This window comes from Acinetobacter sp. WCHAc060033 (assembly GCF_004209125.1).
Classification (GTDB): Bacteria; Pseudomonadota; Gammaproteobacteria; order Pseudomonadales; family Moraxellaceae; genus Acinetobacter; species Acinetobacter wuhouensis.
Map to the genome: position 1 here is coordinate 1 of NZ_SGSW01000032.1, position 13,342 is coordinate 13,342.

Genomic DNA, 13,342 nt, shown 5'->3' on the forward strand with positions numbered 1-13,342 from the left:
AGTGTATTTTTTGCTGCTACTTTGTTGTGAACTACTCACTTAGAATAACTAAGTTTCGTATTTCACGCCTAGTATCAGCTAAAAAATACACAAAGTCGCAAACATGGACGAACTGTCACCAGACCATAATAATACAGTCAAATGTGGTGTGCTGATCGTTCGTCGTATATTTTCAGTATTGGATTGAAGCATTTGAAAGTGCGGTTGAGTTTTAAGTGATATAGAACATCAATGGTATTCTACACTGCATAAATAGCTCAACTGATTCAGCGAAAATACTATCTTGGGGATTGGCTGGTATTTTGCTTGGAACAAGAAAAAGGAGCGTTGGCTCCTTTTTTACTTTTTATATAAGGGTAGGACGATATTGTAAAATTTGATCAAGAGATACCTAATAAATTTCATCTCGGACATAAATAATAAGCAAAAGCTTGAGTGGTGATTTTCGCTTTATCGCTCAACTTTATTTGTATTCAAGAGAAATACATGGAACGATCAATTTCCATGCAGATTTTGCTATATCTTCAGCCATAGGGCGCTGATCTTGTGGTTGTTGAAGTGCTGAACGCATAAGTTCTCGCACACCACCCAAGACAAAAGCAGCAAGAGCATGTGCTGCTATATCTTGACGGATTACGCCTTGTCGTTGACCTTTTTGAAAATTACGAGTTCCTTCTTCAATCTGTGCGGTTATTCTGGCTTGCTCTATATCAACAACGATAGATTCTCTTCGTAATGAGCCAAGTATTACCGTTGACAGAGGATTGCTCTGATAAAAAATTGCAAGATTTAAAGTACGTTCCCATTCACGCTTTAGCCAATCAGATTCATGTGATACTGAAAATAAAACTTCCGCATCGAGTTTATCGTAAAAGGCTTCGACAACTGCAGCGATGAGACCTGCTTTAGAGCCAAAGTAATGATAGGCTAAACCAACGGAAACTTGAGCACGACGCGCAACTTCAGCCATTTCAATATGACCATTACCTTCGATCATAATTTCATTTGCTGCATTTATAAGGGTTAATGTGCTTATTGAAGCATCTCTAACCTTACTTTTTTTAGGTTTATTCATTGGTATTTTGATGTTCCAGTAATCTTTTAGGATGCATGCCATCCACCATCCCAAAAAACGGTGGGAAAATACTATATCCCATCATACGTAATAAATCTTCAGACAGTCCCTTTGCTGTTTCCAGTGGCACTTCCATCATAAAATTTTCTTGTTGACGCAACCAAGGTTCACAATATTGGCATGTAAAACCCAAACGCGCAGCGTTTGAATGGTTTGCTCCACCACCATGCCATAAGGTACCGAGAAATACTACAACCGATCCCGCGGGCATTACACAAGGAATAGCTTCACTTTCGAGAGGCGTTCTTTCCCCATCCCAAAGATGGCTGCCTGGGATAACTGAAGTTGCACCATTACTTGTGGTAAATTCATCGATTGCCCAAACTGTTGCAGCACCAATAGCGTTCCTTGGGCGGGGCACAACATATTGCCCATCATCCGTATGCAATAATTGTGCGTTTTCACCAGGTAAAATTTTGATGACTTGCATCTGAGATAACAAATAGTTTTGCAATAAAATGCGATCAAGCAAGGCTAAGACACGTGGATGCTGTGCCATTTTGTCAGCTGCTCTAGTTTTGGCAAGAACATTATATACACGCTGAGTTTTAACCCCCTCAAATGTATTTCGTCCTGTGTGATTCAATAGGGGATTTATGTTTTGTTTTATCTCCTCTAGTTCTTCATGCGTTAACAGGTTTTGAATAATGACATAACCATCCGTTAACAAATTTTTTAGATCATTTTCAATGAGTACAGGATCAATCTCTTCAGTTCCAGTACTTTTCGTCCATGTGTGGCGACCTGCTAAGTCTTGACTTAATTCATTGAGGTTTTTAACTACTTTTGTCATTTTAAACTTCCTTATTGTTTTGAATTGAATTTAATTCAATTTTAAATAAAATACAAATGGGTCATGTAAAATTTTATGTAAAGTATTATTTTTATAGCTAATATAGATGAATTTAACGAAACTTGATTGCAGTGTGGTTTATCCGTTATAGCCTAAATTGATTTGTTAAAGATAACGGCGGATTACGAAAGGTAGATGAAGAAAAAGGAGCTTTCGCTCCTTGATCTATTTTGAATTTATTGACAATTTGTTTACATTGAACGTGAAATGAGCTCTTTCATGATCTCATTGGTGCCTGCATAAATACGGTTCGCACGGTTGTCGATATAAGCGCGGGCGATCGGATATTCAAGCATATAGCCATAGCCACCGTGTAATTGTAGGCATTCATCGACAACTTCTGAGAATAATTCAGAAATTTTATATTTTGCTGCCGCAGCTGCATCTACGCCTAAGCTACCTTCAAGCTGTAGTTCCATGCAGCGATCTAAATAAGCACGGCAAAAATCAATTTCTGTACGCATTTCAGCAAGTTTGAAACGGGTATTTTGGAAAGCACCAATCGGTTTACCAAAAGCCTTACGGTCTTTGGTGTATTGAACAGTGTGCGCTAAAGCTGCTTCAGAGCCTGCTTGGCAAATGATCGCAACCAACATACGTTCCCATGCTAACTCTTTCATGAGCATGATGAAGCCCATACCTTCCATACCGAGTAAATTCTCTTTCGGTACACGCACATCTTCAAAGAACAATTCACAAGTATCTTGTCCTTTCATCCCAATTTTATTGAGCGGTTTACCTTTGGTGAAACCAGCACGATCTGCTTCAACAATAATTAAAGACAAGTTGGCAGAACCTTTGTCAGAATTACCTGTTTTACAAACCACGATTGCCATGTCACATAAGTAACCATTGGTGATGAAAATTTTAGAACCATTGATAACATATTCATCACCATCTAAAACAGCAGTGGTACGTACACCTTGTAAATCTGAACCTGTACCTGGCTCAGTCATCGCAATTGCAGTGACTGCTTCACCAGAGACCATTTTTGGAATCCAATGTTTCTTTTGTTCTTCATTACCAAAGTTATTGATATAGTTCGCAACGATGTCTGAATGTAAAGAAAAACCTGTTGAAGAATCCATGGCATAAGCTTGTTCTTCAATCAAAATCATACTGTAAAGGCGATCTACACCATAACCACCATACTCTTCAGGCATGGTTGCACAGAGTAAGCCCATTTCACCCGCTTTATTCCACAAATCACGATCTACATGTTGTTGAGCTTCATATTTGGCAATATTGGGAACGACTTCTTTTTCATAAAATTTACGTACAGTTTCACGAAATGCTTCATGTTCAGCATTAAATAATTTACGTGGTAACATATTTGCTAAAGGTCGGATTGCACCTGATTGCATTTTTATAATATCCATATGAGTTTTAGTGCTTTGAAATTATGTGAAAAAGAATAGACTCGCAATGAGATGAATGCTCAAAACCCATTTTTAAATGATGAATTTGGTCATTTGGTAGAATTTAGCAAGAAATTTATGGGGAATCAGGTAAACTAATGCAGAATTTACCATAGGGGAAAATGATGTCTGAAGAACTGACTTTAGAAGAACGTAAAGTGATTTATCGCGCACGTCGTGGTTTAAAAGAAATCGATGTATATTTTGACCCTTATGTAAAACAGTATTACTTACAGGCAGATGCTGAAGAAAAGTTACTTTTTAAAGAATTGGTTGATCAAGAAGATCCTGATTTATTGGACTGGTTTATGGAAGTGTCAGAACCGCCACGTCCTGAGTTACGAGATTTGATTAATAAACTCAAACACTATGTTCATGGTTGATTCTGATGAATCAATTTTTAAGTGAATTGATGTGAGTATGCATCAGCGCTATGCGTTAAAACCCAGTCGTGTTGCACTGGGTTTTCAGCTTTTTAGTCTCTTGTGTATCACTATTTTATTGTCTTTTTTATTGAATATATGGTTGTGTATTCTTTTACTGGGCATTGCTTTATTGATATTAAAATTATTTAGGAAGCAATCTACGGTTATTTGTTTAGAACAACTTGATCATGATGTGTGGAGTTTACAACAGGCTGATTGTAGGTTGATTCAACAAGTGAAAGTCAAAAAAATACTTAATCACTCTTTGTATATTGTGATCACTTTTCAAAACAAAGAAGACCCAAATTTAATCATTTGGTGTGATCAATTATCTAAACAACAATGGAAATCGATGCAAACACGTGCAAGATTGAATTGATTGTTAAACAATTCTAAATTTTTGATAAAATTAATAATTATTATAAAACAATTTCTTACATAAAAATATGTCTAAATAATAAACATTGTTAGACGAGATCGCATGAAAATCACAGCAAAATAGAATTGTTAGACAATTTTCATGATGAATAATTCATTCTACAGGTAAATTAAACCTACCAACAGCGAATGAGGAATTTCCAAATGGGTGAAATTCATACGTATTGGTTTCTAATCGTCGCAATTGTACTTGCGATTACTGTAGGAAGATTAGGAACTATGCTGAGGGAACAGATTGAGAAAGCGGACAGTAATACATTTATTAGCCGTAAATTTAGAAAACTCAAAACAAATAAGCTCTCTTAGAGTTTACCGTTTAATAAGCAGCATGTGCCGAACCGTCGCTATGCTGCTTTTTTTGCCTAAAATTTTGATAAAAATCACATTGGGTCAATTGCACAACATTTGAAGTATGGCAAATTGTTGAGATAAAATTAGAGCTATTACTCTTTTATTCAGAAGTAGCTTCTGATATTGTGAGTGAAAAAGGATATAAACACAATTATATAGAGGACAGGAAGTATGTCTAAGGTCCACAAGTTTGGTCAATTGATGCTGACCGCAGTTGTTGCCTCATCTGTTTTATCAGGTTGTTCATACGTCGTTAAATCTGGTGCAAATGTAGCATTAGGATTCAGTGAAAAGCACATTGTTCCACCTATTTTGGCAGGTAATGATACAGACATGGCTTGTAATTCAGGTAGTGCTTTAACACCTGCAATTATGGCAACCAAAGATATGGGTGCAGACCCTACACGTATGGCGGTATTGCTCTATTCAGCAGCGGGTATGTGTGCTGAAAATCGTGCGCTCGATGCGGAACTTAGATATTTACGTGCCTCAAAAGACGGTAAAGTGACAGAAGCTCAGGATGCCCGCGTAGAGCAAAAACGCTGGGCTGCGCTTGCTGCAGAGCGTCAATATGCGGGCTATCAACTTTTTGCAGAACGTTGGCAAGCAAAATATAAATATACACTTGGCGACTCTTGTCCAACCATGCGTAAAGATTTAGATCAGACGATTTACCTGATTGGTATGTTGAGTGGTTTACAAGCCATGACCAATGACATTAACTCGGGTGGTGCTGTCAACGTGCCAAAAGATATTGCCGCGATTGTTGAACGTGGTATGGCATGTTTGGACAATAATAAATTCTGGGGCGCGCCAATGGCGACCCGTGCAGTGATTTGGATTTTATTACCTGGTGCGGGTGATGGTAAGCCGGATCCTTATCAAACATTACAACAGTCGATGCAGATTGCTGAACAAAAAGGTGTACGTTTAGCTTTTGCAATGAATGCGGTAGCAGCACAAGCCAGTGGTGATGATGCTAAGTTAAGAGGCGCATTGAAATCATATGCGGCATCACGTGCAGATGATAAGCCGATCAATCCTGAGTTTAGATTATTGGATGGTATGGCTGGTCAAATGATTCAAGGTATCGCAGATCGTTATTGGACTGAGCATACTGGGGTTCGTGCTGCAGATGATGGTATGACAACATTCTGGGACGAACAAGCTTCAAGTGGTGATGATGAGTTATTTAATGACTTGCCTGCGCCAACAGAAGGTGCTGGAGATACAGCAGCGCCAGCTGAAGATACAACTGTAGCACCTTAACTTTAGGTGACGTTATGCAAGCGCTGATCGATAAAAGATCATTAAGTTTGAAGATGAGTTAGAATCAAAGAAGAGCGATCGCTCTTCTTTTTTTACATTTTCATGGTGGAAAATGATACAAGTTAAGCAAAATGACACAGTATTGTTTATTTTCTTCAGTCTGATTTTTTTTGCGGTACTGCAATGTTTTCAGGATCATTTGATTTATCGACAGGACTTGTTTTTTAGTCAGCCTTGGCGTTGGTGGACAGCGCATTGGGTACATGTAGGATGGATACACTACGTTTTAAATGTGCTGGCTTTGATGTGTTTGCCATTTTTATTTCCGCAGATCAATAAAAAAGCTTTATTAGGTTTGCTGATTGTTTTACCACCATTATTGAGCTTGAACTTTTATTATTTTTATCCTGAAATTTATGCCTATGCAGGACTATCAGGCATATTGCATGGTTTATTTGTTTTTTCTGCATTGATGAGTTTAAAAGAAAAGTCAGAAAGACATTTTGCTTTGATTATTTTACTGGGCATCATTTTAAAGCTTGTTTGGGAACATTTTTTTGGCGCATTACAAACGCAGCAATTGATCGGGCATCCAGTCTTGACACAAGCTCACTTACTTGGCGTGATCTATGGAAGTTTAGCCGCTGCGTTGTGTTTATTTTTTCAAATCAATGTTTTTAACACAAAACTACAGACTTCAAAAGAATCGCACTTTGATTGAAAATGTTGAAATGAATGATGTGCTGTGAGGAATTTTATGGTCATATTTCAAAAACACAAAGAAAGTGTATTGGGTTGATTCTGCTTAGTTTTATTTAAAACAATGAGAAGAAAATATTTACAATAATGCATTTTTAGAGTTAAAACCTGAATTTTTATTAATTTTTTCGTGATTAATGAATAATCAGTCACTATTTATATTGATTCATTTGAAATTCAAGGTATTTTAATAAGAATAAAAGATAGGCATAAGATGATGTGTAGACATTAATTTTTAAACTAAGCGATGAGTTGACAAAATACTCGCCGAAAAAATAAATCTTTGTCATGTTTTTTTTAAGAAAATTACGGCACCTTTAGAGTGTAATGATAGGAATGGGTATTGGTAAAGGATTTTACTATCACCTAATAATAAAGATGAGCTGTACATGTTTGTTGTACGGTGGGCATAAAAACTGGAATAACAATGCAAGATTCTGTAAATAATAGATCAGGATTAGGTCTACTCAGTTATATCTGGAATGAGTGGATCTCAACCTTTGTCGTCCTTGTTCTGCTTCTGTTGACTTTGATCATTGGAACAGGGGATATGATTCATGGACAGATGCTTCGTTTCGGTGAGCGTCTATATGGAGATGAGAAAATAGGAATGCAATATTCCTATTTACGTGCTGAACCCACCAAGCCATCGTGTGACCGTAATATGGACATCGATAAGCTTGTAAAAGAAAAAATGGAGCAGGAAGCAAAAGATCCGGATGCAGCGTTTTTCGGTTTAACCCCAGAGGCTGATGTTCGAGCTTCATTTGTTTCAGCTCAATCAGACTGTAATCAAAAATATGCTTTTTATGATAAAGCCAATAAGCATATGGAACAGCATTCAACGATTCGTAGCTATCGTTCGATGGAAACGGGTTTCTTCTGGATCCTCAAATGGGGTACAGAGAACCGCGTTCTGATTCTTATTTTAATGGTGGTAATTGCTTCAATTACAGCTTCATTGAAAATGCACCACATCGGTTTGCGTCCTGCGCGTACCAAACTTGATTTCAAAGTCTATAACATCGCAATGGTAATCGGTAATGCCTTACTGAGCTATTCAGTGATTAGCCAATACCGTTCTGTTTTAAATTCTGGTGTGGAGTCTACTCACGAAACCATAGGTGTATATTGGCTATGGATGATTTTATTTGTCATCTTGACCATTATCAGTTTGTTTAAATTGTTCCGTACACCTGCTGATGCTGAAGAGGGTGGTAACTTCGGACTCGCAATGTTGAGTATTCCGTTATACGCATTCATGGCGATAGTCACAGGTATTGCATTTACCTTCTTTATGGACTATCCAATGGGGCAAGGAATTTACCTTGGCTTGTTGACTGAGTTCTCGAATATCTTCTTGAATTTAGCATTGTTCATTTGGGCGGGTATGTTGTTGACGCAAACACGCGTCATGGATTTATTCTTAGCGATTTTACGCCCATGGAATCTTGCGCCAGAAACATTGACTTGGATCATTTTGATTGGTGCTGCAATTCCAACTGCTTATACGGGTGCTTCGGGTATCTTCGTCGTTGCAGCGGGTGCGATCATTTATAAGGAAGTTTGGAACTCAGGTGCGCGTCGTCAATATGCATTGGCTGTATCTGCAATGTCAGGTTCATTGGGTGTCGTACTCCGTCCATGTTTGCTTGTTATTCTGATCTCGATGCTGGATAGCCGTCATGTGACTTCAGATGAATTATTTGATCATGGTATCTATGTATTCTGGTTAACTGCATTTATTTTCCTTGGTGTGTCTTTATTCCTTGCTGAAGATAAATTCCGTATTAATTCACCGAAAACAGCTGTACCTGGAATGCTACGTGCTTTAGTACCTGTGATTCCTTATGTTTTAGTGGTTATTGCAGTAATTGGTTTCTACCAATATGGCTTAGACACTAAAATGGATGAGTTTACAGCACCTGTAATTCTTCCAATTATGCTCTTGGCATTTATCTTATTTGATAAGTTCTTTGGTGATAAGTTACCAGTACCTGAGAATCCAAATAAAGCACTTGCATTGCAACATGAGCAAGATTCTGAATATTTACGTGAACACGGGAATACGGCTGAGAAGAAGCGTGGTTTTGCAGGTTCAGTTTGGTTCTCAACCTCTGAAAGTGTGGGGCATATTGGTGCTTTAATTATCTTGATGGCGTTATCTGCAAGTGTGGGTGGTCTGATTGAGCGTAGTGAAATCGTGACTATGGTTCCAACGCATTTGGGTAGTATCTTGATCACACTTGGCTTCATGGCGTTATTACTCGCGATGATCGGTATGACCACAGATCCATTCGGTGCGGTGATTCTTGTAGCTGCGACAATTGCGCCTGTTGCCTTCGAGAATGGTATCCATCCAATCCACTTCTGGATGATTGTATTGGTTGCATTTGAATTCGGTTATGTGACACCACCAGTGGCACTGAATCACTTGCTGACGAGGCTCTCCGTCGGTGATGCGGAAGTCGCCGCCGCCGATGCAGAAGCGAAAGCCAAATACACAAGCTTCTATTATCGATATGAACGTTGGATCTTGCCAATCGTGGTGTTGTTCTCCTCACTGCTCTTGGTCACCTACGGTCCATACTTGTTTAACCTGTTCGACTGGTATCCGAACAAGTAGTTGAACTAAAATATAGTGATAGATGAAAGCGCCTTCGGGCGCTTTTGTTTTTGCTGAGTTATACAAGAAGAATGATTGAGAAATGATGATTGATAGAAGGAAAGAGGGAAAGCTTAGTGTTCAACTGATTGTAATAAAATATGGGAGGATTCACGGGTATTTTATGAATACTCTCTAAGCATGAGATTAGGGTTTAAATTGATTTAATTTCTTCTGTAATATTGGATTACACAGAATGATGGCAACTAAAATAAAGCCAAATCCAATTAAACTATAGTGATCCGGTATTTCACCCCAAAATAAAAATCCCCATGTCCCTGCAAAAATAATCGCAATATAATTCACAGGACCAATTTGTCCCGCAGGTGCAAGCTTGTAGGCATAGGACATAAACATTTGACTGATATTCGCTAAAAGCCCAGCACCAATTAAAAATGCTAATTCTTTAACTGTATAAGGACGAATCATCCAAAACATCGGAATTGCTGAAATGACTGTGCCAATAAAACAGAAATAAAATACGATGCGTTCAGGCGGTTCTGTACTGGTCAACGCACGAACGGTGACAAATGCCATCGCGGCTAAAAAACTGGCACTCAAACCAATCATTGAAATTTGATTGAACATTCCGCTGTCAGGTTTAGCGACACAAATGACACCAAATAGTCCGAGTCCAGCAGCAATAAGCATCGACAAGGTAATTTTTTCTTTGAGAAATAACCATGCAATCAATGGGATAAAAATCGGTGAAGAATAAGTAAAGACCATGGCATTGGACAATTTAAGATGTGCTATGGCATAGAAAAAGCCATACATCGCCGTGAGTCCCACAAGCGCACGCCATGTATGCATCCATAATTTTTGGGTTTTAAAAAAACCAATGCCTTTATTAAAAATCAGTGGTAGGAAAATAAAAATCCCAACAAAATTACGGAAGAACACGATCGTATAATTATCTAGAGTATATGATGCATAGCGGATACAGACGCCCATGATTGAAAATAAAAAAGCAGAGAGCATGAGTAAGCCGATTGCAATCAAAATATTGTTATTGGGTGATTCTGTGTTCATGATGGATGCATTGGCGAGATTTATGTTGAATCTTAGCAAATTTTGACCGATTAAAATTCAGAGGATGATCTGTGTATTTTTAATAATTTAAAGTTTTTGATTCTTAACAGTATATTTAAATTTGAAAAAGCTTTAACCATTTGAGTTAAAGCTTTATTAAGCGTGGATTATTGAGTTTGTGCAGCCAATTGCTGTTCAAGGATTTTGATTTGTTCTTCTTTTAGCTTGATCAGTTGGTCTGCATCAGCATGTTGAGATTTTAAACTTTGTTGTTGTTCACCCAATTGTGTTTGAATGTCATCTAGTTTGGCAACTTCTTCTTTGGCAAGACTCGCATTTTCAGGAACCTTATCTTTTAAAATAGTTTCATTCACCAATTCAATATGATTCGATTCAGATGCTGCTGTTTGTTCAATTGCTTGTGCAACAGGTGGTGTAACAACTTCAGTTTTTTTCGTCGTTATCGATGTGTTTAGTTGATCATTGGTTGCAGTTTTATTCGATGGACTATTCAACCAGAAGAAAACAGCGATGAGTAAAATAACAACAACTAAGCCAGCCGCAATGATCCACATTAATTTTGGATTATTCCTTTGATCTATTTGCATTTTTTTGTGATCCAATCTACTTTGAGGAACGAGGCTTGAATTGAATTACCCCAATTTCATCAGGTACGGCAGGCTCTTCAGGTGCGTCTATGTGGGTAGGACGATTTTCAGAGTAGCCACACTCGATGCATTCAATCCATTCAGCATCGTTTTGGGTGAGCATAACAATACGATCCATCGCTTCACATTTAGGACATTTTGCACCAGCAATGAAACGACGTTTAATATTCATACACCCACCACACTTTAAACAATTTTAAAGCTTAGTTTAAGCGCTTTTAGCGTTATTCGTCCAACCCTGATGTCGTAATAATGCATCTATTTTAGGCTCACGCCCACGGAAATTGATAAATGCGTCAAGTGCCGTATCTTTTCCGCCAACTGCAAGGATTGCCTTACGGAATTCCTGACCTGTTTGGGTATTAAAAACGCCCTCATTTTCAAAACGATCAAAGGCATCGCTGGCTAAAACTTCTGCCCATTTATATGAGTAATAGCCCGCTGCGTAACCCCCTGCAAAAATATGACTAAAGCCATTTTGGAAACGGTTATAAGGTGCAGTAGCTAATACCGCATATTTATTGCGAATATCATCTAGAGTTGCTTGGATTTGTTCCGCATTTAAAGCAGGTGTTAGTTTGTGAATGCTCAAATCGAACAAGGCAAACTCGATTTGACGTAACGTCTGCATACCTGATTGGAAGAAACGAGCATCTAACAATGCTTTAAGCAAATCATTTGGCAATGTATCTTTAGATTCGATATGTTCGCTGATTAGGGCGAGGCTTTCAGTATCCCACGTCCAAAATTCCATAAACTGACTAGGCAATTCCACTGCATCCCACGCCACGCCGTGTGTTCCTGCTACAGAAATATTATCTACCTCAGTCAACATGTGGTGTAAACCATGTCCAAACTCATGGAACAATGTATTCACTTCATCATGAGTGAGTAGGGCGGGTTGGTCACCAACAGGTGGCGTGAAATTTCCGACCATATAACAAATCGGTTTTTGTAAGCCTTCATCTGTTTGCATACGTGAACGGAAACCACTCATCCATGCACCGCCACGTTTACCGCTACGTGCATAGAGATCGAAATAGAAACCACCAATCACAAAGCCTTTATCTTCCAATTCATAATAATGCGCATCTGCATGCCAAAGCGGTGCTTCACGTTCAACAACTTTGATGCCATATAAACGATTTACAACATTGAATAAACCTTGAATCACTTTAGGTGCAGGGAAGTATGGTTTTAAATCTTCTTGAGAAAGATTGAATTTTTGTACTTTGAGTTTTTCAGAATAATAGGTGCTGTCCCACGGTTTTAATTCATCAATGCCATCTTGATGAGCAATGGCTTTCAGCTCTTCGATTTCTTGTAGGGCAGGCTTACGCGCATGTTCAGCTAAATCAACAAGGAATTGATTCACAGTTTCAACATCAGGTGCCATTTTTGAAGCCAGTGAATATTCTGCATAATTATCAAAACCTAAAAGTTTCGCCATTTCTTGACGCAAACTTAAAATTTCAACCATCACAGGGGCATTGTCATACTGTGTATCCTGCGCTTGGTCAGAAGCACGTGTCACATAAGCGTGATAGATTTCTTCGCGTAGTGCACGGTCTTCTGCATAAGTCATGATCGCCAAATAAGATGGAATATCTAAAGTGGCAACAGGTTGATCTAACTCACGTCGCTGACCATATTGTTTTAACAGTTCAATACTGCTTTGTGGCAAGCCTTTAAGTTGATCTTCACTTAATGGCTTGTGATAAGCCTGCGTTGAATCTAAAACATGGTTGGAAAAGTCAGATGACAGTTGTGAAAGTCGTGCTGAAATTTCCGCATAACGTTTTTTCGCTTCACCTTCGAGTGCCACACCTGAAAGTTTAAAGTCACGTAAAGCCAATTTGATTGCGCTTTGTTGTGCAGCAGGCAAGTCTGCGAAAATTAGATTGTCATGAATATTTTGATAGGTTTGGAATAGCGGAACGTGTTGTCCAAGCTGTGTGTAATATTCGCTTAAACTCGGTAAGAGTGATTGGTAAATTTCACGTGTTTCAGCATTGTTCATCACCGCATTGAGGTGTGATAACACGCCCCATGATTCGCTCATATTATTTTCAAGCGTATCTACTTTTTCTAAAACATGCAGTTGTGTTTGGATGCTTTCTGGGACTTGTGTCAGTTCATTTAAAAAACTCTGACCATCTTGAATGGCGTGTTCGATATTTTTTTTGAGTTGATCTAAGGTGATTTGATCGAATTGTGGTACAGGCAATGTCGCCTTTTCTAATGTCATTGTTTCTAAGGTCATGGGTGATGCCAAAATAATGTCCTGAATTATCTATAGATGTAGGGCTTCTGGACAGGGAAATCAAGC

12 protein-coding genes are annotated in these 13,342 nt (G+C 38.4%); 5 read left to right on the top strand and 7 right to left on the bottom strand.

Translation table 11 applies throughout. The features are described from left to right. Window positions 1-463: 463 nt before the first annotated feature. The 3 genes from EXE10_RS14060 to EXE10_RS14070 all read right to left on the bottom strand — a co-directional run bounded on the left by EXE10_RS14060 (window position 464) and on the right by EXE10_RS14070 (window position 3,352). Complete coding sequence (locus EXE10_RS14060; protein ID WP_228256840.1) at window positions 464-1,117, bottom strand: TetR/AcrR family transcriptional regulator; 654 nt, start codon at window positions 1,115-1,117, stop codon at window positions 464-466. After that, complete coding sequence (locus EXE10_RS14065) at window positions 1,068-1,928, bottom strand: phytanoyl-CoA dioxygenase family protein (RefSeq protein WP_130113791.1); 861 nt, start codon at window positions 1,926-1,928, stop codon at window positions 1,068-1,070. The genes EXE10_RS14060 and EXE10_RS14065 overlap by 50 nt, the downstream gene beginning before the upstream one ends. A gap of 251 nt (window positions 1,929-2,179) precedes the next feature. After that, window positions 2,180-3,352, bottom strand: a complete 1,173-nt coding sequence (locus EXE10_RS14070; RefSeq protein ID WP_087554085.1) for an acyl-CoA dehydrogenase family protein — start codon at window positions 3,350-3,352, stop codon at window positions 2,180-2,182. 179 nt (window positions 3,353-3,531) lie between these two features. Here EXE10_RS14070 and EXE10_RS14075 point away from each other — a divergent pair, with 179 nt between their 5' ends. The 5 genes from EXE10_RS14075 to EXE10_RS14095 all read left to right on the top strand — a co-directional run bounded on the left by EXE10_RS14075 (window position 3,532) and on the right by EXE10_RS14095 (window position 9,274). After that, a complete protein-coding gene (locus tag EXE10_RS14075) occupies window positions 3,532-3,789 on the top strand; it encodes a succinate dehydrogenase assembly factor 2 (RefSeq protein ID WP_068973589.1) in 258 nt (85 codons plus the stop codon). A 31-nt stretch (window positions 3,790-3,820) separates the two neighbouring features. After that, entirely contained in the window at window positions 3,821-4,210 is a 390-nt protein-coding gene (locus tag EXE10_RS14080) for a protein YgfX (protein WP_130113792.1), read from the top strand. Between the two features lie 581 nt (window positions 4,211-4,791). After that, entirely contained in the window at window positions 4,792-5,889 is a 1,098-nt protein-coding gene (locus EXE10_RS14085; RefSeq protein ID WP_087553849.1) for a hypothetical protein, read from the top strand. Window positions 5,890-6,001: 112 nt separating this feature from the next. Next, entirely contained in the window at window positions 6,002-6,610 is a 609-nt protein-coding gene (gene rrtA, locus EXE10_RS14090) for a rhombosortase (protein WP_130113793.1), read from the top strand. 465 nt (window positions 6,611-7,075) lie between these two features. Next, the gene (locus EXE10_RS14095) at window positions 7,076-9,274 is read left to right on the top strand and encodes a TRAP transporter large permease subunit (protein WP_087553847.1); all 2,199 of its coding nucleotides are present in this window, start codon (window positions 7,076-7,078) and stop codon (window positions 9,272-9,274) included. A 186-nt stretch (window positions 9,275-9,460) separates the two neighbouring features. Here the strand turns inward: EXE10_RS14095 and EXE10_RS14100 are convergent, their stop codons facing one another. The 4 genes from EXE10_RS14100 to EXE10_RS14115 all read right to left on the bottom strand — a co-directional run bounded on the left by EXE10_RS14100 (window position 9,461) and on the right by EXE10_RS14115 (window position 13,276). Then, window positions 9,461-10,345: a DMT family transporter gene (locus EXE10_RS14100; RefSeq protein ID WP_130113794.1), complete on the bottom strand. Its 885-nt coding sequence runs from the start codon at window positions 10,343-10,345 to the stop codon at window positions 9,461-9,463. A 167-nt stretch (window positions 10,346-10,512) separates the two neighbouring features. Further along, on the bottom strand, window positions 10,513-10,953 hold the full coding sequence (locus tag EXE10_RS14105; protein ID WP_130113795.1) for a hypothetical protein: 441 nt from the start codon (window positions 10,951-10,953) through the stop codon (window positions 10,513-10,515). 16 nt (window positions 10,954-10,969) lie between these two features. Next, the gene (locus EXE10_RS14110; protein WP_171405037.1) at window positions 10,970-11,179 is read right to left on the bottom strand and encodes a YheV family putative zinc ribbon protein; all 210 of its coding nucleotides are present in this window, start codon (window positions 11,177-11,179) and stop codon (window positions 10,970-10,972) included. A 42-nt stretch (window positions 11,180-11,221) separates the two neighbouring features. Next, window positions 11,222-13,276: a M3 family metallopeptidase gene (locus EXE10_RS14115; protein WP_130113796.1), complete on the bottom strand. Its 2,055-nt coding sequence runs from the start codon at window positions 13,274-13,276 to the stop codon at window positions 11,222-11,224. Between the last annotated feature and the right edge of the window lie 66 nt (window positions 13,277-13,342).

Excerpts from the sequence above, each read along its gene's own strand:
- EXE10_RS14060 (WP_228256840.1), bottom strand. The coding sequence starts at position 1,117 with ATGGCATGCATCCTAAAAGATTACTGGAACATCAAAATACCAATGAAT.
- EXE10_RS14065 (WP_130113791.1), bottom strand. The coding sequence starts at position 1,928 with ATGACAAAAGTAGTTAAAAACCTCAATGAATTAAGTCAAGACTTAGCA.
- EXE10_RS14070 (WP_087554085.1), bottom strand. The coding sequence starts at position 3,352 with ATGCAATCAGGTGCAATCCGACCTTTAGCAAATATGTTACCACGTAAA.
- EXE10_RS14075 (WP_068973589.1), top strand. The coding sequence starts at position 3,532 with ATGTCTGAAGAACTGACTTTAGAAGAACGTAAAGTGATTTATCGCGCA.
- EXE10_RS14085 (WP_087553849.1), top strand. The coding sequence starts at position 4,792 with ATGTCTAAGGTCCACAAGTTTGGTCAATTGATGCTGACCGCAGTTGTT.
- rrtA (WP_130113793.1), top strand. The coding sequence starts at position 6,002 with ATGATACAAGTTAAGCAAAATGACACAGTATTGTTTATTTTCTTCAGT.
- EXE10_RS14095 (WP_087553847.1), top strand. The coding sequence starts at position 7,076 with ATGCAAGATTCTGTAAATAATAGATCAGGATTAGGTCTACTCAGTTAT.
- EXE10_RS14100 (WP_130113794.1), bottom strand. The coding sequence starts at position 10,345 with ATGAACACAGAATCACCCAATAACAATATTTTGATTGCAATCGGCTTA.
- EXE10_RS14105 (WP_130113795.1), bottom strand. The coding sequence starts at position 10,953 with ATGCAAATAGATCAAAGGAATAATCCAAAATTAATGTGGATCATTGCG.
- EXE10_RS14115 (WP_130113796.1), bottom strand. The coding sequence starts at position 13,276 with ATGACCTTAGAAACAATGACATTAGAAAAGGCGACATTGCCTGTACCA.